This window comes from Mycolicibacterium novocastrense, assembly GCF_001499835.1.
Lineage (GTDB): Bacteria > Actinomycetota > Actinomycetes > Mycobacteriales > Mycobacteriaceae > Mycobacterium > Mycobacterium novocastrense.
In genome coordinates this window covers 59,994-83,669 of the sequence record NZ_LQIH01000065.1, presented here as the reverse complement: position 1 = coordinate 83,669, position 23,676 = coordinate 59,994, and the positions used below count along the sequence as shown (strand labels likewise).

The 23,676-nt window shown below is 68.6% G+C and carries 24 protein-coding genes; 17 read left to right on the top strand and 7 right to left on the bottom strand.

What is annotated here, in order from left to right; translation table 11 throughout:
* Window positions 1-36 precede the first annotated feature (36 nt).
* From ripC to AU072_RS25815, 3 genes are read left to right on the top strand one after another with little or no spacing between them, the layout of a single operon-like run.
* Window positions 37-1,158: a peptidoglycan hydrolase RipC gene (ripC, locus tag AU072_RS25825; protein WP_064416387.1), complete on the top strand. Its 1,122-nt coding sequence runs from the start codon at window positions 37-39 to the stop codon at window positions 1,156-1,158.
* Window positions 1,127-1,978, top strand: a complete 852-nt coding sequence (locus tag AU072_RS25820) for a hypothetical protein (RefSeq protein ID WP_064416386.1) — start codon at window positions 1,127-1,129, stop codon at window positions 1,976-1,978. Before ripC ends, AU072_RS25820 begins: the two co-directional genes overlap by 32 nt.
* A 1-nt stretch (window position 1,979) precedes the next feature.
* Window positions 1,980-3,116: a glycosyltransferase family 4 protein gene (locus tag AU072_RS25815; protein WP_064416385.1), complete on the top strand. Its 1,137-nt coding sequence runs from the start codon at window positions 1,980-1,982 to the stop codon at window positions 3,114-3,116.
* On the opposite strand, the gene AU072_RS25810 is transcribed toward AU072_RS25815, so the two are convergent.
* Window positions 3,104-4,903 (bottom strand): AMP-dependent synthetase/ligase, encoded by a 1,800-nt coding sequence (locus tag AU072_RS25810; protein WP_064416486.1) that lies wholly within the window; start codon window positions 4,901-4,903, stop codon window positions 3,104-3,106. The genes AU072_RS25815 and AU072_RS25810 overlap by 13 nt on opposite strands.
* Window positions 4,904-4,995: 92 nt before the next feature.
* On the opposite strand from AU072_RS25810, the gene AU072_RS25805 reads away from it, so the two are divergent.
* The 5 genes from AU072_RS25805 to AU072_RS25785 all read left to right on the top strand — a co-directional run bounded on the left by AU072_RS25805 (window position 4,996) and on the right by AU072_RS25785 (window position 8,320).
* Complete coding sequence (locus AU072_RS25805) at window positions 4,996-5,385, top strand: SRPBCC family protein (RefSeq protein ID WP_064416384.1); 390 nt, start codon at window positions 4,996-4,998, stop codon at window positions 5,383-5,385.
* A 40-nt stretch (window positions 5,386-5,425) separates the two neighbouring features.
* Window positions 5,426-5,863 (top strand): SRPBCC family protein, encoded by a 438-nt coding sequence (locus AU072_RS25800; protein ID WP_064416383.1) that lies wholly within the window; start codon window positions 5,426-5,428, stop codon window positions 5,861-5,863.
* Window positions 5,860-7,125, top strand: a complete 1,266-nt coding sequence (locus AU072_RS25795; RefSeq protein WP_082680659.1) for an ArsA family ATPase — start codon at window positions 5,860-5,862, stop codon at window positions 7,123-7,125. Before AU072_RS25800 ends, AU072_RS25795 begins: the two co-directional genes overlap by 4 nt.
* A complete protein-coding gene (locus tag AU072_RS25790) occupies window positions 7,122-7,511 on the top strand; it encodes a hypothetical protein (RefSeq protein ID WP_064416484.1) in 390 nt (129 codons plus the stop codon). Before AU072_RS25795 ends, AU072_RS25790 begins: the two co-directional genes overlap by 4 nt.
* 83 nt (window positions 7,512-7,594) lie before the next feature.
* A complete protein-coding gene (locus AU072_RS25785) occupies window positions 7,595-8,320 on the top strand; it encodes a lysophospholipid acyltransferase family protein (protein ID WP_064416382.1) in 726 nt (241 codons plus the stop codon).
* Between the two features lie 6 nt (window positions 8,321-8,326).
* Here AU072_RS25785 and AU072_RS25780 read toward each other — a convergent pair whose 3' ends face one another.
* On the bottom strand, window positions 8,327-9,610 hold the full coding sequence (locus AU072_RS25780) for a glycosyltransferase 87 family protein (RefSeq protein ID WP_064416381.1): 1,284 nt from the start codon (window positions 9,608-9,610) through the stop codon (window positions 8,327-8,329).
* Window positions 9,611-9,775: 165 nt separating this feature from the next.
* Between AU072_RS25780 and AU072_RS25775 the strand changes: the two genes are divergently transcribed.
* Genes AU072_RS25775 through AU072_RS25765 form a run of 3 tightly spaced genes read left to right on the top strand, consistent with a single transcriptional unit; the run spans window position 9,776 to window position 12,525 of the window.
* Window positions 9,776-10,609: a hypothetical protein gene (locus tag AU072_RS25775; protein WP_234787641.1), complete on the top strand. Its 834-nt coding sequence runs from the start codon at window positions 9,776-9,778 to the stop codon at window positions 10,607-10,609.
* The gene (locus AU072_RS25770) at window positions 10,609-11,106 is read left to right on the top strand and encodes a polyadenylate-specific 3'-exoribonuclease AS (RefSeq protein WP_064416379.1); all 498 of its coding nucleotides are present in this window, start codon (window positions 10,609-10,611) and stop codon (window positions 11,104-11,106) included. Before AU072_RS25775 ends, AU072_RS25770 begins: the two co-directional genes overlap by 1 nt.
* Before the next feature lie 33 nt (window positions 11,107-11,139).
* Window positions 11,140-12,525, top strand: a complete 1,386-nt coding sequence (locus tag AU072_RS25765; RefSeq protein ID WP_064416378.1) for a class II 3-deoxy-7-phosphoheptulonate synthase — start codon at window positions 11,140-11,142, stop codon at window positions 12,523-12,525.
* Here the strand turns inward: AU072_RS25765 and AU072_RS25760 are convergent.
* On the bottom strand, window positions 12,522-13,715 hold the full coding sequence (locus tag AU072_RS25760; protein WP_064416377.1) for a protein kinase domain-containing protein: 1,194 nt from the start codon (window positions 13,713-13,715) through the stop codon (window positions 12,522-12,524). The two genes, AU072_RS25765 and AU072_RS25760, sit on opposite strands and share 4 nt — an antisense overlap.
* A 67-nt stretch (window positions 13,716-13,782) precedes the next feature.
* Between AU072_RS25760 and AU072_RS25755 the strand changes: the two genes are divergently transcribed.
* Complete coding sequence (locus AU072_RS25755) at window positions 13,783-14,187, top strand: Rv2175c family DNA-binding protein (protein ID WP_064416376.1); 405 nt, start codon at window positions 13,783-13,785, stop codon at window positions 14,185-14,187.
* Here the strand turns inward: AU072_RS25755 and AU072_RS25750 are convergent.
* The 4 genes from AU072_RS25750 to AU072_RS25735 all read right to left on the bottom strand — a co-directional run bounded on the left by AU072_RS25750 (window position 14,108) and on the right by AU072_RS25735 (window position 18,249).
* On the bottom strand, window positions 14,108-15,718 hold the full coding sequence (locus tag AU072_RS25750) for an alpha-(1->6)-mannopyranosyltransferase A (protein ID WP_064416375.1): 1,611 nt from the start codon (window positions 15,716-15,718) through the stop codon (window positions 14,108-14,110). The two genes, AU072_RS25755 and AU072_RS25750, sit on opposite strands and share 80 nt — an antisense overlap.
* 2 nt (window positions 15,719-15,720) lie before the next feature.
* Entirely contained in the window at window positions 15,721-16,809 is a 1,089-nt protein-coding gene (gene idsA2 / locus AU072_RS25745) for a bifunctional (2E,6E)-farnesyl/geranyl diphosphate synthase (RefSeq protein WP_064416374.1), read from the bottom strand.
* Between the two features lie 104 nt (window positions 16,810-16,913).
* Window positions 16,914-17,639, bottom strand: coding sequence for an LppM family (lipo)protein (locus AU072_RS25740; RefSeq protein WP_064416373.1), 726 nt, complete (start codon window positions 17,637-17,639; stop codon window positions 16,914-16,916).
* Window positions 17,640-17,649: 10 nt separating this feature from the next.
* The gene (locus tag AU072_RS25735) at window positions 17,650-18,249 is read right to left on the bottom strand and encodes a GNAT family N-acetyltransferase (RefSeq protein ID WP_064416483.1); all 600 of its coding nucleotides are present in this window, start codon (window positions 18,247-18,249) and stop codon (window positions 17,650-17,652) included.
* Between the two features lie 229 nt (window positions 18,250-18,478).
* Between AU072_RS25735 and AU072_RS25730 the strand changes: the two genes are divergently transcribed.
* The 5 genes from AU072_RS25730 (at window position 18,479) to AU072_RS25710 (ending at window position 23,648) form a co-directional block, all read left to right on the top strand.
* Complete coding sequence (locus AU072_RS25730) at window positions 18,479-18,883, top strand: SCO2097 family morphological protein (protein WP_064349958.1); 405 nt, start codon at window positions 18,479-18,481, stop codon at window positions 18,881-18,883.
* Window positions 18,884-19,176: 293 nt separating this feature from the next.
* Entirely contained in the window at window positions 19,177-19,608 is a 432-nt protein-coding gene (gene mraZ, locus AU072_RS25725) for a division/cell wall cluster transcriptional repressor MraZ (RefSeq protein WP_059098924.1), read from the top strand.
* The gene (rsmH, locus tag AU072_RS25720) at window positions 19,583-20,737 is read left to right on the top strand and encodes a 16S rRNA (cytosine(1402)-N(4))-methyltransferase RsmH (RefSeq protein ID WP_174523691.1); all 1,155 of its coding nucleotides are present in this window, start codon (window positions 19,583-19,585) and stop codon (window positions 20,735-20,737) included. Before mraZ ends, rsmH begins: the two co-directional genes overlap by 26 nt.
* On the top strand, window positions 20,734-21,741 hold the full coding sequence (locus tag AU072_RS25715) for a cell division protein FtsL (protein ID WP_064416371.1): 1,008 nt from the start codon (window positions 20,734-20,736) through the stop codon (window positions 21,739-21,741). The genes rsmH and AU072_RS25715 overlap by 4 nt, the downstream gene beginning before the upstream one ends.
* Entirely contained in the window at window positions 21,738-23,648 is a 1,911-nt protein-coding gene (locus tag AU072_RS25710; RefSeq protein ID WP_064416370.1) for a peptidoglycan D,D-transpeptidase FtsI family protein, read from the top strand. Before AU072_RS25715 ends, AU072_RS25710 begins: the two co-directional genes overlap by 4 nt.
* Window positions 23,649-23,676 lie beyond the last annotated feature (28 nt).

Sequence of the window (23,676 nt, the reverse complement as noted above, 5' to 3'; positions counted from 1 at the left end):
CACGGCTTCGTTCCGGAAGTTGAAGGACGCAAAATCTTGAGGCTCGACCACACGCGCTTGACCATTCGTGGGTTCCTTCGCCCCCTCGTCAGCGCGATAGTCGGTATCACGTTTTTCGCGAGTTTCTTCGCCGTCAGTGTGCAGGCCGATCCGGCCGATGACGCGCTGGCGAAGCTCAACGAACTGTCGCGACAGGCCGAGCAGACCACCGAGGCGATGCACTCGGCGCAGCTCGATCTCGACAACAAGCTGGCCATCCAGCGGGACGCCGAGGCCAAGCACGCCGCCGATGCGGCAGCGGCGAAGGCGGCCCGCGAACAGTTGGCAAACTTTCAGAACGCCGTCGACAGGGTTGCCGCGGCCCAGTACATGGGCGGCAGAACCGATGGACTGGACGCGATCCTGACCGCGGGCTCGCCGCAGGGCCTCATCGACCAGTTGTCGGTGCAACGTGTGATGGCCGCCGAGATGTCGGCGCAGATGAAGAGCTACCGCGAGATCGGCAGGCAGGCCGCTCTGGCCGAAGAGGCCTCCGCGACGTCGGCCGCCGCAGCCAAGACCGCCGCCGAGCAGGCCGCCGCCGTCCGGGCCGACCTGCAGTCCAAGCAGAGCAGGCTGCAGGTGCAGATCGCCGTCGTGAAGTCGCAGTACGAGGCGTTGACACCGAACCAGCGCGAGGCGCTTGCCGCCATTCCGCCCATGCCTCCGGTGCCCGCGCCCGCGCCGGCGCCCCCCGGCGGTGACCCCGCGGTCCTGGCCGCGCCGCCGGCGCCCGGAGCCATCCCGCCCGGAGACGTCGCGGCCCCGGGCAGCGGACACTCCGCCACCGTGATCCAGGCCGCGCTGAGCCGTATCGGCTCGCCGTACTCGTGGGGCGGATCCGGACCGAGCGCATTCGACTGCTCGGGGCTGGTGATGTGGGCGTTCCAACAGGCCGGCATCTCGCTGCCGCACTCCAGCCAGGCGCTGGCCCGCGGCGGTCAGCCGGTCTCTCAGGACCAGATGCAGCCCGGTGACGTCGTCAACTACTACTCCGACGCGTCACACTCGGCCATCTACATCGGTGACGGAATGATGGTGCACGCCTCGACCTACGGCACGCCGGTGCGAGTCGCCCCGGTGGACAATGCGCCGATCTACAACGTCCGCCGTTACTGACCGCCGGGGTGTCGCGCACGCGAGGAGTAGGTCTCGGCTCGCGGCGCTGCTCATCGCCGAACTCATCTTCGCGCTGCTGATCGTCGGCCGCTCCGAGGCCCCGTCCGGGCCCGCGGTGGCCACACCCGCTGCTCCGGCGTCGCTGACTACGCCCGTCGCGGCGTCGCGCGTCCACACACTGGCCGACGGCCGCGTGGTCCGACTGACGAACCTCGGCGGGGCGCGCACCGATCGGCTGCTGTCCCGCATCGCGGCCGAGATGGACGGCGCCGCCGCGGCGGTCACCGGGTTCTGGGGCCCGCAGTGGCCGCGCGAGATCGTGATCGCCGTCGCGGGCACCGACGCGCAGTTCGCGGCGATCGGCGGCGGTGACATCCACACCGCGGCCACCACAACGCCCGAGCGGATCACGTTCGCCCCCGGCGCCGCCGACCTGAGCGACGCCGCGTTGCGAATCGTGTTGCGCCACGAACTTTTTCACTACGGGGCCCGCGACCGAACAGCATCTGAGGCACCCCGCTGGCTCACCGAGGGGGTGGCCGACTTCGTTGCCCGGCCCGCGACCCCGGTGCCCGACGCCTCGCTTCTCACGCTGCCCGCCGACGCCGAGCTTTCCGGGCCGGAGCGTTCGCTGGCCTACGACCGGGCCTGGTGGTTCAGCCGGTTCGTCGCCGACCAGTACGGCGCGGGCAGGCTACTCGCGCTGTACCACCGGGCGTGCGGACCCGGTCACCCCGCCGTCGCAACGGCGGTGCGCGACACCCTGGGTATGGACCTCGACGCCGTGCTCACCGAGTGGCGGCAGTGGGCGAGCCGCTGACGTGAGCCGGGTTCTATTGGTCACCAACGACTTTCCGCCGCGGCGCGGTGGCATCCAGTCCTATCTGCAGGCGCTCGTCGACCACCTCGTCGCCGACGGGCGGCACACGCTGACGGTGTACGCGCCGAAGTGGAAGGGCGCCGACGAGTTCGACCGGGACGCGCCGTATCGGGTCGTGCGGCACCCGACCACCCTCATGCTGCCCGAGCCGTCGGTGAGCAGCCGAATGCGGCGCCTCATCGAACAGACCGCCGCCGAGACGGTCTGGTTCGGTGCGGCGGCCCCGCTGGCGTTGATGGCGCCGCTGGCCCGCGGCGCAGGCGCGCGCCGGGTGATCGCCAGTACACACGGTCACGAAGTCGGCTGGTCGATGTTGCCCCTGGCGCGAAATGCACTGCGGCGCATCGGGTCGGGCACGGACGCAGTCACCTACGTCAGCCAGTACACCCGGCGCCGGTTCGCGTCGGCGTTCGGCCCACATGCCGCGCTCGAACACCTGCCGCCGGGCGTCGACACCGACCGGTTCACCCCCGACGAGGTCGCGCGAGCGCAACTACGGGCCCGCTACCGGCTCGGCAACCGGCCCGTCGTCGTCTGTCTGTCGCGCCTGGTTCCGCGCAAGGGACAGGACATGTTGATCCGGGCCATGCCCGCCATCCGGCAACGTGTGCCCGATGCGGCGCTGGTGATCGTCGGCGGCGGGCCCTACCGGTCGACCCTGCACAAGCTGGCGCACAGCTTCGGGGTGGCCGACGACGTCGTGTTCACCGACGCCGTTCCCGGCGACGAGTTGCCCGCCCACCACGCCATGGCCGACGTGTTCGCGATGCCGTGCCGCACCCGCGGCGCCGGACTGGACGTCGAGGGTCTGGGCATCGTCTACCTCGAGGCGTCGGCGACGGGGGTTCCGGTGGTGGCCGGACGCTCCGGCGGGGCGCCGGAGACCGTGCGCGACGGGCAGACCGGAGTGGTGGTCGACGGTTGGGATGTCGGCGCGATCGCGGCGGCGGTCGGCGATCTGCTGGCCGATCCCGACCGGGCGGTCCGGATGGGCGCGGCGGGCAGGCGCTGGGTGGTCGACAACTGGCAGTGGCACACCCAGGCGAAGCGGTTGTCGAACCTGCTCTATCCGGTGTAGATCGCCTCGATGTCGTCGGCGAACTTCTGCGCCACCACCTTTCGCTTGACCTTCAACGTCGGGGTCAGCTCGCCGGTGTCCTCGGTGAAGTCGACGGACAGGATGCGGAACTTGCGGATCGCCTCGGCCTTCGACACCGCCTGATTGGCCTCCTTGACCGCGAGGTCGATCTCGGCGACCAGGTCGGGGTCGGTCGCCAGGTCGCCGACCGACGTGCCTGCGCCCTTGCCGTTTCGTTCCTTCCACCCCTCGATCGCCTCGGGATCGATCGTGATCAGCGCGCCGATGAACGGCTTGGCGTCGCCGACGGCCATCGCCTGGCTGATCAGCGGGTGGGCGCGCAACCGGTCTTCGAGTATCGCCGGCGCGACGTTCTTGCCGCCCGCGGTGACGATGATCTCCTTCTTGCGGCCGATGATGGTCAGGAAGCCGTCCTCGTCGATCGCGCCGAGGTCGCCGGTGTGGAACCAGCCGTCGGAGAACACGGCGTTGGTCTCCTCGTCGTTGTTCCAATACCCTGCGAACACGACGCCACCCTTGACCAGCAGTTCGTCGTCGTCGTTGAGGCGCATGCTGTTGCCAGGCAACAGTTTCCCGACCGAACCCACCTTGATGTCGTCGATTCGGTTGACCGTGATCGCGGCGCTGGTCTCGGTGAGGCCGTAGCCCTCGTAGATCGTCAGCCCCACGCCGCGGTAGAAGTGGCCGAGCCGTGCGCCCAGCGGAGCACCGCCGGAGATGGCGGCGCGGCAGTCGCCGCCCAGCGCCGCACGTAGTTTGCCGTACACCAGGCGGTCGAACACCGCGTGCTTGGCGCGCAGCAGCAGGCCGGCCTTGCCGGTGTCCAGTGACTTGCTCCACTCGATCGCGGTGTCGGCGGCCATCTCGAAGATTCGGCCCTTGCCGTCGTTGCGGGCGTTCTGCTCGGCGGTGTTGTAAACCTTCTCGAACACGCGCGGCACCGACACCACGAGCGTCGGCTTGAACACCGCGAACGTCGGCACCAGGTTCTTGATGTCGCTGGTGAAGCCCAAGGTGACTTTGTAGGTGAACGCGGCGAGCGTGATCGCCCTCGCGAGCACGTGTGCCAGCGGCAAAAACACCAGCATGCGCTCGCCCTTGTCGAGCAGTGTCGGGAAGCACTCCTTCGCGCCGCGGATCTCGTGGACCAGGTTCGAGTGGGTCAGCTGGCACCCCTTCGGCTGACCCGTGGTGCCCGACGTGTAGATCAGCGTCGCGGGATCGGCGGAGGCCAGACCGGCCAACCGGTCGTCGAGTTGTTTGGCGTCGACCGACTTCCCCGCCTCGGCGAGTTCGTCGAGCACCGATGTGCCCGCGCTTTCGATGCGCAACACTTCCCGGAGCCCGGGCAGTTCGTCCTCGAGGTGCTCGATGCTGTCGGCGTGCTGGTCGGTCTCGACGATCAGCAGCACGGCTTCGGAGTCCGAGAGCACGAACTTCACCTGCTCGGGCGAGTTGGTCTCGTAGATCGGCACGGTGAGCGCGCCGGTGGCCAGGATCGCGAAGTCCAGGATGGGCCATTCGTAGCGGGTGGCCGACATCAGCGCCACGCGGTCACCGGGCTGCACGCCCTTGGCGATCAGTCCGAGCGCGGCGGAGCGAATCTGGTCGGCGGCCTGCTTGCTCGTCACATCGGTCCACGAACCGTCCACGAGGCGCTGGAAGATCACATGGTCGGGATCGTCGCGCTCATGGTCGAACACGGCGCGCACGACACTGTCGTGCTCTTCCACCGTGAAGGACGCGGGCACACTGAACTCACGCACGGTCTTGGCCTCTCGATACGGCTGCTCTTGCCGCATCCACCCTAGTCGGCCGGGATGGGGCCGGGCAGGCTCGTATGTGAAGCTGGTATGCCATGAACAGCATTCAGATCGCGGACGACACGTTCGTCGCGGCGGACCCCGCCGAGGTCGGCCGCTACGTCGCCGATCCTGCGAGCTGGCGTCGTTGGTGGCCAGACCTGCGGCTGACCGTGGTGGAGGACCGCGGCGACAAGGGCCACCGCTGGACCGTCACCGGGGCGCTCGTCGGGACGATGGAGATCTGGCTGGAACCGGTGCTCGACGGCGTCGTGCTGCACTACTTTCTGCACGCCGAACCGGCGGGGGTGGCGGCGTGGCAGCTGGCCAAGATGAATCTGGCGAAGATGAACCACCGGCGCCGGGTCGCGGGTAAGAACATGGCATTCGAGGTGAAGCAGCGGCTGGAGGCCACGCGCCCGGTGGGTGTGTCGCCGTTGGCCTGAGGCTTCGGCCGTCGACGACAGGGGAGGGTAGATTTTCAACGTGGCGGACAAGACGGCGCAGACCATCTACATCGATGCCGATCCCTCGACGGTCATGGACGTCATCGCGGACATCGGGTCCTATCCGGACTGGGTGGCCGAGTACAAGGAGACCGAGGTACTCGAGGCCGACGCCGACGGTTATCCGAAGACCGCCCGGTTGGTGCTGGATGCGGCCGTCCTCAAGGACACCATGGTGTTGTCTTACAACTGGCCGCCTGATCGCCAGTCCGTGACGTGGTCGCTGGTGTCCAGCTCGCTGCTGAGGTCGCTGGAAGGCGCATATCGCTTGTCGCCCAAGGGATCAGGGACCGACGTCACCTACGAACTGTCTGTCGATTTGATCATTCCGATGATCGGGCTGTTGAAGCGCAAAGCCGAACGGCGCCTCACGGACACCGCGTTGAAGGACCTCAAGAAACGAGTCGAGGCTGAGTGAGCGCCAATGCCACCGGCCCGCCTGTCGCCAAGATCGGTCTGTTCGTCGGTAAGGGCGGGGTCGGCAAGTCGACGTTGGCGACCGCCACCGCCGTGCGTGACGCACGCGCGGGCCTGCGGGTACTGATCGTCTCGACCGATCAGGCGCACTCCATCGGCGACGTGCTCGGGGTGACGGTGACACCGACCGGCCTGCGTCGGCCCACCCGGGTGTTCACCGATGACGCCGACGCCGGCGGCGGAGCGCTGGACGCGCTGGCGTTGGACACGCTGGCCCTTCTGGAGGCGCGGTGGCGCGAGATCGCGGGCCTGCTGTCCGACCGGTTTCCGGAGTCCGAGTTGGGAAGCGTTGCCCCCGAAGAACTTTCGGCGCTACCCGGTGTTCAGGAGGTGCTCGGGCTCTATGAGGTGGGTGAACTGGCGGCCTCGGGGAACTGGGACCGGATCGTGGTCGACTGCGCGTCGACCGCCGACGCGCTGCGCATGCTCACCCTGCCTGCTACGTTCGGCCTGTACTTGGAGCGGGCTTGGCCGCGGCACCGGCGGCTGTCCACCGGATTCGACGATCCGCACTCCGCGGCCGTCGTCGCACTGTTCGAACGCATCAGCGCGGGCACCGAATCGCTGGGCGCGATGCTCATCGACGGCTCGGTGGTCAGCGCCCATCTGGTGATGACCGCCGAGCGGGTGGTGGCCGCCGAGGCCGCCCGCACGCTGGGTTCGTTGGCGCTGATGGGCGTGCAGGTTGCCGAGCTGATCGTCAACCAGATACTCGTACAAGACGATTCGTACGAGTACCGCAACCTGCCCGAACATCCCGCCTTCGACTGGTATGCCGAACGGATATCCGAACAGCGGGCCGTGCTCGATCAGCTCGATGCGACCATCGGCGATGTCCAACTCGTCTTGGTTCCGCATCTGGCCGGCGAGCCGATAGGTGCGAAGGCGCTCGGGGAGCTGCTCGACAGCGCACGGCGCCGCGACGGGTCACCCCCGCCGGGGCCGTTGCGTCCGATCGTCGACCGCGAGTCGGGCTCCGGCCTCGAATCGGTGTACCGGTTACGGCTAGAGTTGCCGCAGGTCGACTCCTCGGCGCTGACGCTGGGCCGGGTCGACGACGATCTGATTGTCGGCGCGGGGGGATTGCGGCGCCGGGTCCGATTGGCGTCCGTGTTGCGAAGATGCGTCGTCGTGGACGCCCAACTGCGAGGGTGTGAGTTGACCGTGCGGTTCCGACCGAATCCGGAGGTGTGGCCGAAGTGACGACACCACACGGCGATCTCGGACCGGAGTTGCGGGCGCTCGCGCAGGCCATCCTCGACAGGCTCGACCCCGCGGTGCGTCTGGCCGCGGCCCGTGCGACGACCGGTACCGCGGGCAAATGCCAGCAGGTCTGGTGCCCGGTGTGTGCGCTCGCTGCCCTGGCGGCGGGCGAACAGCATCCGTTGCTCACCGTTGTCGCCGAGCACAGCGTCGCCCTGCTCACCGTGGTCCGGGCCATTCTCGACCAGGCAGGCCAAGGCCCGACGGGGCCGGACGTGCCCCCGGACGGGCCGCCCGGGCCACCGCACGATCCGGGACCGAACGGCTCGGCTCCGCCGCCCGCGCCGGGGCGCTATCAGCACATTCCGGTAACTGTCGAGGAGTAGTCTTGCGCGCTGTGGTCGCATCCACAGTGCGTGGGTAAAGTTGTCGCAGAACACCGGCCGGTGTTCGATCACCGGGAGGGCCCATGTGGTATTGGCTGTTCAAGTACATCTTCATGGGCCCCCTGCTGTCATTGCTCGGACGGCCGAAAGTTGAAGGGCTGGACCATGTTCCGTCGTCCGGCGCGGCGATTCTGGCCAGTAACCACCTCGCGGTCGCGGACAGTTTCTATCTGCCTCTGGTGGTGAGCCGCAGGATCACCTTCCTGGCCAAGGCCGAGTACTTCACCGGCACCGGGCTGAAGGGCTGGTTCACCCGCTGGTTCTACACCGTCGCCGGTCAGGTGCCGATCGACCGCACAGACGCCGACAGTGCGCAGAGCGCGTTGAACACCGCGGCGCGGATCCTCGGCGAAGGCAAGTTGCTCGGGATGTACCCCGAGGGCACCCGCTCACCGGACGGCCGGCTCTACAAGGGTAAGACCGGTCTGGCCCGGTTGGCGCTGGAGACCGGAATGCCGGTCATTCCCGTCGCGATGATCGGAACCGACGTCGTCAACCCGCCCGGCAGCAAAATGTGGCGCTTCGGCCGAGTCCAGGTGAAGTTCGGCGCGCCGATGGATTTCAGCCGGTTCGAGGGGCTGGCGGGCAACCGCTTCATCGAGCGCGCCGTTATCGACGAGGTGATGTACGAGCTGATGCGGCTGTCCGGTCAGGAGTACGTCGACCTCTACGCCGCCGACATCAAGGAGGGCAGGGCCGACGACTCGACAAAGCCGTCGGCCCGCATGCCGGAGGTGGCCGCCGGCTGAGCCCGGTTAGTTGACCGCCGGCACCGGCGACGCGTCGACGACCGGTGTGCTGCGTGTCGCGGGTGCGGCCGTCCCCGCGACGGTGCCGGCGACCACGATCACCGCGAGCGCCCACCACACATACGAACCGCCCGCCAGCTGGCGCCACAGCGACGCGGCGGTCTCCTGGTGTTCGGGCATCAGCGTGATCGGGGTCCAGACCATCAACGCGAAGCCCGCGGCCGCCACCACGCCCAGCGCCGCGTGCCGCTTCCGATAGGCGACCAGTGCCGTGACCAACAGCGTGGGCAGCGCCCACACCCAGTGGTGCGACCACGACACCGGCGACACCACCAACCCGAACATCGCCACGCAGATCAGCGCCAGCACCGGTTGATCGGCCCTGAGCACGCGCCGAACCGCCCACACGGTGATCGCCAGCACAGCGAGACAGGCCGCGGTCCACAACACGAACCGCGGGCCTTCGCTCAGCCCCAGCCGAGCCAGGGCGCCGGCGATGTTCTGGTTAGTGTTCAGCGTCGCGGTACCGATGCGATCGGTGTTGCGCACGGTTTCGGTCCAGTACTCCAGCGAGTCGCGCCAGGCGAACGCCACCCCGATCAGTGTGGCGACGACGGCGGACACCGCGGTGACGACGACCGCGCGAACATCGCGCCGCAGCAGGAAATACAGCAGGAAGACCGCCGGGGTGAGCTTCAGCGCGATCGCCAGCCCCAGGAGCATGCCCCGCGGCCACGGTGTCCGCCGCGGCACACAGTCGGCGATCACCAGCGTCATCAGCACGACGTTGATCTGGCCGAAGTCGAAGTTCGACCGGATCGGCTCCAGGTAGACCACCGCCGGGGCCACGATCGCCGCGGCCAGCCACGCCTGGCGCAGCCACGCGGGCTCGGCCGTCACCGACGTCTGGGCCCAGACATCGCACCGGTGCAGCACGAGCGTCACCGCGACAATGAGCAGCACCAGGGTCGTCACCGTGATCGCGACGCTGGCCGCTTCCAGCGACAGCAGTGCGAACGGGGCAAACACCACGGCGGCCAGGGGCGGATAGGTGAACGGCAGATCGAGGCCGCCCCGGGTGTGGAACATCGCTCCGTCGGCGTAAAGGGGCCGGCCGTCCAGCCAGGCCTGACCGCCCATCCGGTAGACGTCCACGTCGATGCGGTAGGGCACGCGCCCGAGCACACGCCAGCCGGCCCAGGCCAACGCCGCCAGGGTCAGCAACTGGAACAGTCGCCAGGCGAGCGTTGGCCCCCAACCAGCCCCGCCGGGCGACCGCCACGTACTCATGTCGCTGACCAGACTATCCGGGCGCCCCGCCGGGTCGGCCGGTATACCGGGCGCGACACGCGCTGGTCATTCTGCTCCTCGCGTCCGCGGCGGTCGGCGTAAGTTTTCTGGGTGCTCGCGGACTTACACCTCGTCTTCGGCGTCCCGCACGCGCGGGTGCCGCTCATGTACTGCCTGATCGCGTTCATCCTGACGTTCTTCGTCACCCGCACGATCGTGCGGTACATCCGCAGGCACGCCGACAGCGATGCGCCGCGCAAGTGGTGGCAGCCGCGCAACATCGGCACTGGTAGTGGGCTGCACATCCACCACGTGGTGATCGGCGTGGTCCTGGTCATGATCTCCGGTGTGACGATGGTGACGTTGGGTGTCGACGGGGGAGTACCCGAATTCACGGCGGCGGCAATCTTTTTCGGAATCGGTGCAGCGTTGGTGCTCGACGAGTTCGCGTTGATCCTGCATCTGCAGGACGTGTACTGGGCCGAGGACGGCAGGACCTCGGTCGATGCGGTCTTTGCCGCCGTCGCCGTCGCGGGCCTGCTGATCCTGGGCTTCAACCCGCTGTCGTTCTTCGACATCGACATCTGGCGTAACGACCACTCGCTGCTCGCGCGCGCCGGTGTGGTCGTGGCGGCCGTGCTGACGTTGATGCTGGCCGTCATCGTGCTGCTCAAGGGCAAGGTGTGGACCGGGCTCGTGGGGATGTTCGTGACCCCGCTGCTGTTCGTCGGGGCGATCCGGTTGTCCAGGCCGCACGCGCCGTGGGCGCGTTGGCGCTACACCAACCGCCCGCGCAAAATGCATCGGGCGCTGGAGCGGGAGCGCTGGCTGCGGCGACCGGTGGTCCAGGCCAAGCTGTGGCTGCAGGACGCGATCGCGGGTATGCCCAAGTTTCCCGACGACGCGTTGGTCGACGAGCAGCTCGACCGCGAGATCCACGCCGCGCCCGCCCCCAAGGATCGGTCGGTCTCGGCCGAGCCCGAGAAGGAACCCGCGTAGTGCGCTACTTCTACGACACGGAATTCATCGACAACGGGCGCACCATCGACCTGATCTCGATCGGCGTCGCCGCCGAGGATGGTCGCGAATATTACGCGGTGTCAACGGAATTCAACCCCGAGCGGGCAGGGAGCTGGGTCCGCAAGCATGTGTTGCCCAAGCTCCCGCCACCGGCGTCGCAGCTGTGGCGCTCGCGCCGCCAGATCCGCGCGGAGCTGGAGGACTTCTTCGGAATCGACGGGGACGAGCCGATCGAGCTGTGGGCGTGGGTCGGCGCCTACGACCATGTCGTGTTGTGTCAGCTCTGGGGTCCGATGACCGACCTTCCACCGGCGATACCGCGCTTCACCCGCGAGTTGCGGCAGTTCTGGGAGGAGCGCGGTTCACCGCGCATGCCGCCGCGCCCGCGCGACGCCCACGACGCATTGGTCGACGCTCGCCACAATTTGCGGCGGTTCCAGCTGATGACCACCGGTGAAACACCGGGCCAGCGGTGAAAAGCACATGTCGCGGGCCGTTACCATGAACGGGTGAACTGGACCGTCGACGTACCCATCGAACAGCTGCCCTCGTTGCCGCCGCTGCCCGATGAGCTGCGGCAGCGGCTCGACGCCGCGCTCGCCAAGCCCGCGGTGCAGCAGCCGACCTGGGATGTCGAAGCGGCGAAGAACATGCGCACCGTCCTCGAAAGTGTTCCGCCGGTGACGGTGCCCGCCGAGGTGGAGCGGCTCAAGAGCCTGCTGGCCGCCGTGGCCCGCGGCGAGGCGTTCCTGCTGCAGGGCGGCGACTGCGCCGAGACCTTCGTCAACAACACTGAACCGCATATCCGGGCCAACCTGCGCGCGTTGCTGCAGATGGCCGTGGTGTTGACCTACGGCGCCAGCGTGCCGGTGGTCAAGGTGGCCCGCATCGCGGGCCAGTACGCCAAACCGCGCTCGGCCGACATCGACGCGCTCGGCCTGCGGTCTTACCGCGGCGACATGATCAACGGTTTCGCGCCCGACCCCGCGGTCCGTGAGCACGACCCGTCGCGGCTGGTCCGCGCGTACGCCAATGCGAGCGCCGCGATGAACCTGGTGCGGGCCCTGACCGGCTCGGGCCTCGCGTCGCTGCACCTGGTGCACGACTGGAACCGCGAGTTCGTCCGCACGTCGCCCGCGGGTGCCCGGTACGAGGCGCTGGCCGGTGAGATCGACCGGGCGCTGACGTTCATGAGCGCGTGCGGCGTCGACAACCGCAACCTGGAGACCGCCGAGATCTACGCCAGCCACGAGGCGCTGGTGCTCGACTACGAGCGTGCGATGCTGCGGCTCTCGGAGACCGAGCAGGGCTCCAAGCTCTACGACCTGTCCGCGCACTACGTGTGGATCGGCGAGCGCACCCGTCAGCTCGACGGCGCGCACATCGCGTTCGCCGAGGTGATCGCGAACCCGATCGGGGTCAAGCTCGGCCCGACCATGACACCGGAGCTGGCCGTCGAGTACGTCGAACGCCTCGACCCCAACAACGAGCCCGGCCGGCTGACGCTGGTCACCCGCATGGGTAACAACAAGGTGCGCGACCTGCTGCCGCCGATCATCGAGAAGGTGCAGGCCACCGGCCATCAGGTGATCTGGCAGTGCGACCCGATGCACGGCAACACCCATGAGTCGTCCACCGGTTACAAGACCCGCCACTTCGACCGGGTCGTCGACGAGGTGCAGGGCTATTTCGAGGTGCACAGGGCGTTGGGCACCCATCCCGGCGGCATCCACGTCGAGATCACCGGCGAGAACGTCACCGAATGCCTCGGCGGGGCGCAGGACATCTCGGACGCCGACCTGGCCGGGCGCTACGAAACCGCGTGCGACCCGCGGCTGAACACCCAGCAGAGCCTGGAGCTCGCGTTCCTGGTCGCCGAGATGCTGCGCGACTAAATCAGGTTGGTCAGGTTGCTGCCCGCCGTCCACGCGGCCGCGGCGATGAGCGCCGTCAGCGTGATGACGGTGACCACCCAGAACAGCAGTGCGCGCCTGGCGCGCTGCCGCGCCCAGTAGAACTCTTCGAGCTCGATTCCGGCGAACCGTCCCGACACCGGCTGGTATTCGGCTTCGGGGGCTTGCCAGTCGTCGCGCGGAAGCGTCCGCGTCGCCTGCCGCGGCGCGGGTGCGGCTGCGGCCGGGGGCGCCGGAGGAGGGGGAAGAGGAGCCGAGGCGTGCTGGGCGGAGTTGCGCGGCGTCGGCACCCGGAACGGCGGCAGCCCGAGTTCGTCGATGATCGCGTCCAGGTCGTCACCCATTTCGCGGGCGTCGGCGTAGCGCTGAGCCGGATCCCGGGCGGTGGCTCGTAGCACCAGGTCGTCGAACTGCGCGGGGACGCCCGTGATCACCGTGCTCGGTGCCGGGACGTCGTTGTCCATCCGCTGATACGCCACGGCAAGCGCCGAGTCGCCCGCGAACGGGGTGCGGCCGGTCAGCAGTTCGTAGGTCAGGATGCCCGCCGAATAGACGTCGCTGCGGGGATCGGCGTCGCCGGTGCTGACCTGTTCGGGTGACAGATACGCCGCGGTGCCCAGGATGACGCTGGTCGAGGTGATCTTCGCTTCGGCCACCGCCCGCACCAGTCCGAAGTCGGCGATCTTGACGTCACCGTCCTCGGAGATCAGCACGTTCTCGGGTTTGACGTCGCGGTGCACCAGGCCGGCGCGGTGCGCTGCGGCCAGCCCGCCGAGGACCGGGCCGAGCACCGCGGCGGCGGCGTGCGGGGGCATCGGCCCGCGCTCCCGCAGCAGTTCGCGCAGCGTGCCGCCCTCGACGAGTTCCATCACCAGGAAGGGGGGAGGGCCGCCGATGCGTCCACCGCCCTGGTCGTACACCGCGACCAGACCGGGGTCGGTCAGCCGGGCCACCGCGCGCGCCTCGCGCTGGAACCGGGTCAGGAACTGTGAGTCACCCGCATAGCGGCCGTCCATCACCTTCAGCGCGACCGGACGATCCAGCCGCAGATCGAGCCCGCGGTACACGGCGGACATTCCGCCGGTCGCGATCATCACGTCGACGCGGTACCGACCGTCGAGCACGGTTCCCAGCAGGGGGTCCGTCATCGGGTAGGCATCCACCGGAGACATGTTACGGAGCGCGACACCGGCGGCTTTGCGGCAACGACCGACGGTTACCGGATTTAGACTCGGTGCGGTGAGCAGCATTCCGGCCGCAGAGGATGTCCTCGATCCCGCCGAAGACGTCTACGACCTCCCCACCGTCGCCGAGATGCTCGGCGTCGCGGTGACGAAAGTGCATCAACAGCTGCGGGACGGCCACCTGATCGGCGTCCGGCGCGACGGTGTCGTGGTGGTTCCGAAGGCGTTCTTCGACGACACCGGCCATGTCGTCAAGAGCTTGCCCGGGTTACTCGTCGTGCTGCGCGACGGCGGTTACCACGAGACCGAGATCGTACGCTGGCTGTTCACGCCCGACGGGTCCCTGACGATCAGGCGCGACGGCGCGACCGCCGACCTGCCTAATGCTCGGCCGGTTGATGCTCTTCACTCGCATCAGGCCCGTGAGGTGGTGCGCCGGGCCCAGGCGATGGCTTATTGACCGCAGGGCGTGGCCTATCGACCGCACACTCCGGCGCGTTCTTCAGCGAGTACCACGCCACCGCGGCGCACGCCAGCGACAGCAGCACGTGTGGCCACGAGTACATCCCGTGTGCCCCATCGGGTTTCCAGATCACGGTGATCCACGTCGACAGGCCCGCGATGATCGCGATCGACCGCCGACTCTGGGCCAGCGCGGCCACCACCGCCAGCGGCCAGGTGTAGTACCAGGGCAGCGCCGCGGGCACGAGGAGCACCACGATCACCATCACCACCGCGATGCCGGTCAACGCGTCGCGGTCGGTGTGGCGAAACCGCCACCACACGAACGGAAGTGACAACGCGATGAGCGCGATACCGATGATCCTGGCGACGTCGAGCACCGCGTAGAAGTTCACCGGCAGGAACAGGCCGCCGACGGCGTTGATGACGTTGGCCGCCGCGGTGGGCAGGGTCAGCCAGTTGATGATCTTCACCGAACCGGCCAAGGCGGTGAGCCAGCCAAGTCCGACCCCCGCGGCCAATGACAGCACGGCGAAGACCGCGGTGAAGATCAGCGCCGACGCGGCCGACGCCGTCACAAACGCCTTGACCGGTGAGAAGTCGCGCCGGTTTCGCAGGTCCCGCGCCCACACCCAGACCATGAACGGAAGCGCCAGTCCCGCGGTCGCTTTCACCGCGACCGCCGCGGCGATCAGGCTCACGCCCCACAGATGGCGGCCGGAGAACGCCAGCGCGATGCCGGCCATCATCAGGCCGACCATCAGCATCTCGTTGTGCACCCCGCCCATCAGATGGATGATGACCAGCGGGTTGAGCACGCAGATCCACAGCGCGGTCGCACCGTCGGCGCCGATGTGCCTGGCCACGCGCGGTGCGGCCCAGATCAGCAGCGCCAAGCCGGGAAGCATGCACAACCGCAACAACATCGTGCCTGCGACGACGTCCTCGCCGACGAGCATCGTCACGAACTTGGCGATCAGGATGAAACCCGGTCCGTACGGTGCGGTGGTGGTGGTCCAGATCGGACTGACGTTGTCCAGCAACGAGTTCGGGTTCTCGACGGGTCCGACGGCGTACGGGTCGAAGCCGTCGCGCAGCAGTGCCCCCTGCGCGAGGTAGGAGTAGGTGTCGCGGCTGAACAGCGGAACGCTCAAGAGCAGCGGCGCCAGCCAGAAGCCGGTCGTGGCGACCATCGTGTACTGGTTCGCGGTGCGGTCGACCACCCGGCGCCCCAGCCACAGCCATGCCGCCAGCATCAGTGTCACGCCGCCCCACAACAGGATCGACGACAGCACCAGACCGTGCCCGAACCGCAGCCACGACAGGTGTAGTGACTCCAGCAGCGGGTCGTGCAGTCGCGTGCTGCCCGCGCCCAACCCTCCGGCGGTGATCAGGACGGCGCCGACGAAGCCCAGCCGGGCGGGTTGGCCCTGTGGCGATGTAGCGAACGAGGTCAGCCGCGAAACATGCTCTGCAAAGCCGACTTTCGACGGCCGTGTCGATGGGGAGGTCGATGGGGAGGTCGTCATCGTTATGCGGTTCGATTCGCGGCCAATCGGGCGAGCTCGGACAACCCGGCTTTGGCATGGGTGTCGATGGCGGCGGATTCGAGGGTGTCGAGTGCGCGGCGGGTGAGCTCGGAGATGCGGTTCTCCACCTCGGCCAGCGCGCCGACGGACTCGATCACCGTGCACAGTTCCTTGACCTGGGCGTCGGAGAGCTCCGATCCGATGGAGGTGCGCAGCAGCTTGGCCGCCGCCGGGTCGGCCTCTTCCGCCAGCTCGACCGCCTCGGCCAACAACACGGTGCGCTTGCCTGCCCGCAGGTCGTCGCCGGACGGCTTGCCCGTGACCGCGGGATCGCCGAACACCCCGAGCACGTCGTCGCGCAGCTGGAACGCCACACCGAGGTCGGTGCCGAACTCTCCAAAGGCGGCCTGGACGTCGGGCCGGTCGGCGGCCGCGGCGGCGCCGAGCTGCAGCGGTCGGGTGATCGTGTACGACGCCGTCTTGTAGATGTTGACCGTCAGCGCCGAAGCCACCGAGTCGGCTCCGCTGGCCTCGGCGACGATGTCGAGGTACTGCCCGCCGAGCACCTCGGTGCGAATCGCGCTCCACACCCGGCGGACCCGCACGGCAGCGTCGGGGGGCAGGTCGGCCGTGGCGACGACGTCGTCGGCCCAGACCAGCGCCAGGTCGCCGAGCAGGATCGCCGCCGACATGCCGAACTGCTCCGGCGAGCCGTGCCAGCCGTGCGTGCGGTGCCGCTCGGTGAACAGCCGGTGCACGGTCGGCAGCCCGCGGCGGGTCGCGGAGGCGTCGATGACGTCGTCGTGGACCAGCGCGCAGGCATGCAGCAGTTCAAGGGCCGAACACAGCCGCAGCACGTCCGGGTCCAGCGGGTTCTCGGGTCGGTCGGCGACCGCGCGCCAGCCCCAGTAGGCGAACGCGGGCCGCAGCCGCTTACCGCCGCGCAACACGAATTCCTCCAGGGCGGCGGTCATTTCGGCGTAGTCGTCGCCCATGTAGGCGCATTCGTTGCGACGCTGCTGCAGATAGTCCCGCAGCTGATCGGTGACGGCGCCGGCCAGCTGGACGGCTGACGGTGCCGTGGCATGCACGCTCAGCGGGCGCCCCTTTCTCTGTGCGACCACCCTGCCCCGAACGCCTTCAGAGTAGAGCCTGCGTGCGTGGTCCGAGCAGGGAGGACGGGAGGACCCGACCGTCAATCGCGAGCTTCGCCCACTTTCGGCGATTGGTCACGGCTCATGTACGCCAAGGCGCCGATGATGGCCGCCACCACGAAGGAGCCGAGGCCGAGCCAGATCGCGGCGCCGGTGAAGGACCGTGCGCTGGGGTCGGTGTAGCGGGCTTGCGCGTTCATGGTGCTGACCACGCCCGGCCGCAACTTCCATTCGACGATCTCGGCCGACACCTGATCGCCGTTGGTCGAGGTGACTTCGCCCGGGAACGACACGGTCAGCGACACGTCGGCCTCCGAGTCGCTGAGGGAGGTGAGGTCGGCGCGGCCCTCGAGGATGACAAGGTCACCTGCCCGGCGCAACGACAAGTCGACACCGGCGGCGTCGCGGTTCATGTTGGCCAGCTGAGGCAGTTCGGCGAAGGTGAGGTCGGAGAACACCGCCTGGGATCCGACGTAGTCGTCTCGGCTGTACTCCGAGACCGCCACCTTGTTGGCGAACGGCAGGTTGTTCAGCAGCTGCGGGCCCTTGTCGTCGGCGTTTCGCGGCTTTGCCGCCGCGACGATCTGACCCGACACCCGGTCGTCGGGGGAGACCGTGATCGAGGCCCGCACCCGGACGCAGCCAACGGCGGTCGGAAGCACGACGAGGAGCAGCATCACGAGTGCGAGCAGGCGGGTTCTGCTGCGGTGGCGGGCCGGCACGTGGTCATCGTGCCAGACCGAGCCGAGCCGAGGCGTCGACGACATCAAATCCGTGTCACAGCGGCAAGGACCGGCCCAGGATCGCGAAAGCCCGCGGATCGCCCGCGAAATGGTAGCCGCGGATGATGTCGGTGAATCCGAGCCTGCGGTACAGCCGCCATGCCCGGTTCGCCTCACCGTTGATCTCCGGTGTCGACAGCAACACGTGGGCCTCCCGGCGGCCCGAGAGCAGGCGGCGAGCCAACGCCTCACCGAGGCCCTGCCCCTGGGCGCGGGGGTGGATGTGCAGTTCGGTGAGCTCGAAGTAGCTCGTCATCAACGCGGCGATGCGGTTGCGGTCGGCGCCCACCCGCTGCAGCCCGGCCACCACCTGCTGCTGCCACCACTGGTCGGGGGCGCCGCAGTAGCCGTAGGCGATGCCGACCATCGGGGCGGAGGACAGCTCGGCCTCGCCGACCGAAGTGTCCTCGGATTCGCCGATGGTCACCGCCGCGACGGCCTTCCACCCCGGCCTGCGGGTGTGCTCGAGCCACATCGACGCCCGCTGGGCCTCGGTGCCCCGCGGATAGCGCATCGCGTCGACGTAGACCGCGAGTGCGTCACCGAGCCGACGCTGCATATCGCCCGGCGACAGATCGATGAGAAATGTCGCCAACTGTGTCTGCCTCTCCGCGGGTCGGGGCGGTGTCGTCTCAACCATTATCGAGTGGATCGGCCTGCGCCTCCCACGCGGCGGTGTCCGTCATACAATCGGGCGTCGAACAAGGTGGTACGGCTCAGATCGACCTCGTATCATGACTGTTAGATGCCCGTGAACGCGGGCACACATGACTTTGAACAATGAGTTGGCCGCGGTGGGCCCCTGGGTTCCGAGGGAGGGACGAATGCCACTCTCCGATCATGAGCAGCGCATGCTCGACCAGATCGAGAGCGCGCTCTATGCCGAGGACCCGAAATTCGCTTCGAGTGTCCGCGGCGGAACCCTGCGCGCACCCTCGACCCGGCGTCGCCTGCAGGGCGCCGCGCTCTTCGTGCTCGGGCTCGCGATGCTGGTGTCCGGTGTCGCGATCCCAGCCACCCAGATCGGCGGTTTCCCGGTGCTCTCGGTACTCGGGTTCATCGTGATGTTCGGCGGCGTGGTGTTCGCGATCACCGGCCCGCGGGTCCCCGGCGGACGCGACCGGTCGGTCGCCGAACCGGGCGCTCCGCGGCAGAAGCGGGGCAAGGGCTCGGGTGGTTCGTTCGCCAGTCGCATGGAGGATCGCTTCCGTCGCCGCTTCGACGAATAGGAACTGACACGACACAGGGGTAGCCCGCACGGCGGGCTGCCCCTTTTTCGTGTGTTCGGTGGCTGAACGCCCCACGACGCCCCACCGCCGCCCTATAGGCCTCTCACCTGCGCTTTTCTTGCCGGCTGCGCCCGAGGACGGGGCGAAACATCACCGACGACGCCCGGTGTGGGGCGCAGGGTGGGGACTCACCAGGAAATTCGGCACGCAAATGGTGGATAGTGGGGGATTGTGGAGTAAAGTGGCGGACAACGGAGCGACCGGGGCTCTGTTGACTGGCGGGGAGGTTCGAGATGTTTCTCGGTACCTACACGCCGAAGCTCGACGACAAAGGGCGGCTCACACTGCCCGCCAAGTTCCGCGACGCGCTGGCAGGAGGGTTGATGGTCACCAAAAGCCAAGATCACAGCCTTGCCGTCTACCCGCGCGCGGAGTTCGAGAAGCTGGCCCGACGGGCGTCGCAGGCATCGCGTAGCAACCCGGAAGCACGCGCGTTCCTGCGTAACCTCGCCGCCGCCACCGACGAACAGCACCCCGACGCACAAGGCCGAATCACCCTGTCGGCCGATCACCGCCGCTACGCGAACCTGTCGAAGGACTGCGTGGTGATCGGATCGGTCGACTACCTGGAAATCTGGGACTCCACGGCATGGCAGGAGTACCAGCAGACCCACGAAGAGAACTTCTCCGCGGCCACCGATGAAGCTCTGCACGACATCATCTGATTCGGCGGTCGACCGGCATCAAGCCCGTGCATCGCGGCCTCTGCCCGAACCGGCCCTGGCGTACTTCCCCGACGCCAGGTCCGTGCTCTCGGACAGGGACCCCGGTGCAGGGGCTTCTGGTGGAGGTGAGGGAGGCACGGCGATGGCACGGAGCAGCGGCGACCACGGACACGTCCCCGTCCTGCTGGACCGCTGCGTCGAACTGCTCACACCGGCACTGACGCGGCGGAGTCCCGACGGTGAGGGTGCGGTTCTCGTCGACGGCACCCTCGGGGCCGGCGGCCATGCCGAGCGCTTCCTGACCGAACTGCCCGGTCTGCGGCTGATCGGCTTGGATCGCGACCCCGATGCGTTGTGGATCGCCGGTGAGCGCCTGTCGCGGTTCGGTGACCGGGTGATGCTGGTCCGCACGCGCTATGACGGCATCGGCGGCGTGCTCGGCGACGACGGGTACTGGGCGAGCCAGGCCGACGGCATCCTGTTCGACCTCGGCGTGTCCTCGATGCAGCTCGACCGCACCGACCGCGGCTTCTCGTACGCCGCCGACGCGCCGCTGGACATGCGCATGGACCCCGACGCGGAGCTGACCGCCGCGGACGTGGTCAACACCTACGACCAGAAATCGCTGACCCGGGTGCTCCGCGAGTTCGGTGAGGAACGTTTCGCGAGCCGGATCGCGACCCAGCTCATCCGCAGGCGCGCCCGCCAGCCGTTCCGGACCACCGGGGAGCTGGTCGAGCTGCTTTACCAGGCGATTCCCGCGCCGGCGCGCCGCACCGGCGGGCACCCGGCCAAGCGCACGTTCCAGGCGCTTCGGATTGCGGTCAACGGCGAACTGGACTCGCTGCGCGACGCGTTACCCGCGGCGCTGAACGCTCTGGCTCCCGGCGGGCGCATCGTCGTGATGGCCTACCAGTCCCTGGAGGACCGCATCGTCAAGGCGGCCTTCGCCTCCGCAACGGCGTCCAGGACGCCGCCCGGCTTACCGGTGGAACTCCCGGGTCACGAGCCGGAGTTCGTCGCACTGACTCGCGGTGCCGAGCGTGCAGCTCCCGAGGAGATCGAACGAAACCCGCGTAGCGCGCCTGTGCGGCTACGAGCACTGGAGAAGGTGGGGGCACCCAGGTGAACGCCAAACAGGCCAAGCAGGCCAAGCAGGCCAAAAAGACCAAGCGCGCGAAGGGGGTGCGCGGCGCCGACGAACGCCGGCGCACCGGCGCTGCGCGGCGCACGGTGGACGCGCAGGCACGGCGCAAGCCGACCCGCGATCAGCGACCGCAGCGGTCAGCGCCCCAGACCAACCCCATTCCGCGTCCGACCGGCGCACCGGGCAGGCCCAAGAGCGCCAGCCAGGCCAAGGCGCGAGCCAAGGCACGAAAGGCCAAAGCGCCCAAGGTCGTTCGCACACCACTACGACAGCGCATCATCGTCAAGCTGGCCTCGGTGGAGCTCAGCCCACGGGCCCTCGTGGCCAGGGTGCCGTTCGTGGTGTTGGTGATCGGCTCGCTGGGGATGGGCCTGGGCACCACGCTGTGGTTGTCCACCGACGCCGCCGAGCGGTCCTATCAGCTGGGCAACGCCCGCGAGACGAATCAGGCTCTGCTGCAACAGAAGGAAGCCCTCGAGCGCGACGTGCTGGAGGCCCAGGCGGCCCCGGCATTGGCCGAAGCCGCGCGCGAGCTGGGGATGATCCCGTCCCGAGACACCGCACACCTCGTGCAGGACCCGGCGGGTAACTGGGTGGTGGTCGGCACACCCAAACCAGCAGAGGGCGTTCCGCCGCCGCCGCTGAACACACCGCTGCCCGACGCGACCCCGCAGGCGCCGCCACCCGGGCCGCGACCGCCTGCACCGCGGGTCGTCGATCCCCGCGAGGTCACCGTGCGGATGCCGACGCGTACGACGCCCACCCCGGTGCCGCAGTCACTTCCGGGCCAGCCGCCGGTGCCCGGTGCCGCACCGGGGCCGATGGTCCCGCCGGCGGTGCCGATGGCGCCGCCCGATGCGCTGCACATCCCGAACCCGCAGGTGCTGCCCGGCCCCATGCCGGGTGCCGAACAGTTCAGCCCCGCGGTCGTACCGCCGGCTGTCGTGCCTCCCGCGGCCCTGCCTCCGGCGGGTCCCGTCGCATGACCCGCGGCGAGCGTCGGACCCGCAAGGCCGCACCGGCGGCCGGTTCTCAGGAGCGCTCGGCCAGGGCCAGGCGGACTCGCGCTCCGATCACCGAAACCGGGCTGCGCAGCGCGTCTTTCGTCTTCCGGCATCGAGTGGGCAACGCGGCGATCTTCCTCGTGCTGATCGTCGCGGCGGGACAGCTGTTCCACCTCCAGGTGCCCCGCGCCGATGGGTTGCGGGCCGAGGCGGCGAGCCAGCTCAAGGTCACCGACGTCGACAAGGCCGTGCGCGGGGCGATCGTCGACCGCAACAACGACAAGCTCGCCTTCACCATCGAGGCGCGCGCGCTGACCTTCCAGCCGCAAAAGGTCCGCAAGCAGTTGGAGGAGGCCAGGGCGAAAAGCACGGAGGCGCCCGAACCCGACCGCAGGCTTCGCGACATCGCCGCCGAGGTGGCGTTGCGGCTGAGCAACAAGCCGGACTCGGCGACCGTTCTCAAGAAGCTCAAGAGCAACGAGACTTTCGTCTATCTCGCGCGGGCGGTCGATCCCGCCATCGCCGAGGCGATCACCAAGAAGTTTCCCGAGGTCGGTTCGGAACGCCAGGACCTGCGTCAGTATCCGGGCGGCTCGCTGGCGGCCAACATTGTCGGCGGCATCGACTGGGATGGACACGGTCTGCTGGGGCTGGAGGATTCGCTCGATGCCGTGCTCGCGGGCACGGACGGGTCGATCACCTATGACCGGGGCTCCGACGGCGTTGTCATCCCGGGCAGTTACCGCAACCGACACGATGCGGTCGACGGTTCCACGGTCATGCTGACCATCGACGACGACATCCAGTTCTATGTCCAGCAGCAGGTGCAGCAGGCCAAGAACCTGTCCGGTGCCAAGAACGTCTCGGCGGTCGTCCTGGACGCGAAAACGGCTGAGGTGCTGGCGATGGCGAACGACAACACGTTCGACCCGAGTCAGGACATCGGCAGGCAGGAGCACCGCCAACTCGGCAACCCCGCGGTGTCCTCGCCGTATGAACCCGGTTCGGTCAACAAGATCATCACCGCCGCGTCGGTCATCGAGTACGGGCTGTCGAACCCCGACGAGGTGCTGCAGGTACCGGGTTCGATCCACATGGGCGGCGTCACCGTCGGCGACGCCTGGGAGCACGGGACGATGCCGTACACCACGACGGGCATCTTCGGTAAGTCCTCCAACGTCGGCACGCTGATGCTGGCGCAGCGACTCGGCCCGGAGCGCTTCTTCGAGATGGTCCGCAAGTTCGGCCTCGGTCAGCGCACCGGGGTGGGGCTGCCCGGCGAGAGCGCGGGCCTGGTCCCGCCGATCGACCAGTGGTCGGGCAGCACATTCGCCAACCTGCCCATCGGACAGGGCCTTTCGATGACCCTGCTGCAGATGGCCGGCATGTATCAGACCATCGCCAACGACGGTGTGCGCGTCCCGCCGCGCATCGTCAAGACCACCATCGCCCCCGACGGAACCCGCACCGAGGAACCCCGCCCCGAGGGCATTCGGGTGGTCTCCCCGGAGACCGCGAAGACGGTACGGCACATGTTGCGGGCCACGGTGCAGCGCGACCCCACCGGGGTGCAGCAGGGGACGGGCTCGCAAGCGGCCGTCGAGGGATATCAGATCTCCGGGAAGACCGGCACCGCACAGCAGATCAACCCGGCCTGCGGGTGCTACTACAGCGACGTCTACTGGATCACCTTCGCCGGCATCGCCACCACCGACGACCCGCGCTACGTCGTCGCCATCATGATGGACCACCCGCAGCGCACGGCCGACGGACAGCCCGGCACCACATCGGCGCCCCTGTTCCACAACATCGCCTCCTGGCTGCTGCAGCGCGAGAACGTGCCGCTGTCGCCGGATCCCGACTCGCGGCTGACCCTGGTAGCCGACTGACGGGGGCGGCCCCGATATGTCGCGGGGG

Excerpts from the sequence above, each read along its gene's own strand:
- AU072_RS25740 (WP_064416373.1), bottom strand. The coding sequence starts at position 17,639 with ATGTCGTCGACGCCTCGGCTCGGCTCGGTCTGGCACGATGACCACGTG.
- AU072_RS25780 (WP_064416381.1), bottom strand. The coding sequence starts at position 9,610 with ATGAGTACGTGGCGGTCGCCCGGCGGGGCTGGTTGGGGGCCAACGCTC.
- mraZ (WP_059098924.1), top strand. The coding sequence starts at position 19,177 with ATGTTTCTCGGTACCTACACGCCGAAGCTCGACGACAAAGGGCGGCTC.
- AU072_RS25730 (WP_064349958.1), top strand. The coding sequence starts at position 18,479 with ATGCCACTCTCCGATCATGAGCAGCGCATGCTCGACCAGATCGAGAGC.
- AU072_RS25750 (WP_064416375.1), bottom strand. The coding sequence starts at position 15,718 with ATGACGACCTCCCCATCGACCTCCCCATCGACACGGCCGTCGAAAGTC.
- AU072_RS25775 (WP_234787641.1), top strand. The coding sequence starts at position 9,776 with ATGTACTGCCTGATCGCGTTCATCCTGACGTTCTTCGTCACCCGCACG.
- AU072_RS25805 (WP_064416384.1), top strand. The coding sequence starts at position 4,996 with ATGAACAGCATTCAGATCGCGGACGACACGTTCGTCGCGGCGGACCCC.
- AU072_RS25710 (WP_064416370.1), top strand. The coding sequence starts at position 21,738 with ATGACCCGCGGCGAGCGTCGGACCCGCAAGGCCGCACCGGCGGCCGGT.
- AU072_RS25820 (WP_064416386.1), top strand. The coding sequence starts at position 1,127 with ATGCGCCGATCTACAACGTCCGCCGTTACTGACCGCCGGGGTGTCGCG.
- AU072_RS25760 (WP_064416377.1), bottom strand. The coding sequence starts at position 13,715 with ATGTCTCCGGTGGATGCCTACCCGATGACGGACCCCCTGCTGGGAACC.
- AU072_RS25785 (WP_064416382.1), top strand. The coding sequence starts at position 7,595 with ATGTGGTATTGGCTGTTCAAGTACATCTTCATGGGCCCCCTGCTGTCA.
- rsmH (WP_174523691.1), top strand. The coding sequence starts at position 19,583 with ATGAAGCTCTGCACGACATCATCTGATTCGGCGGTCGACCGGCATCAA.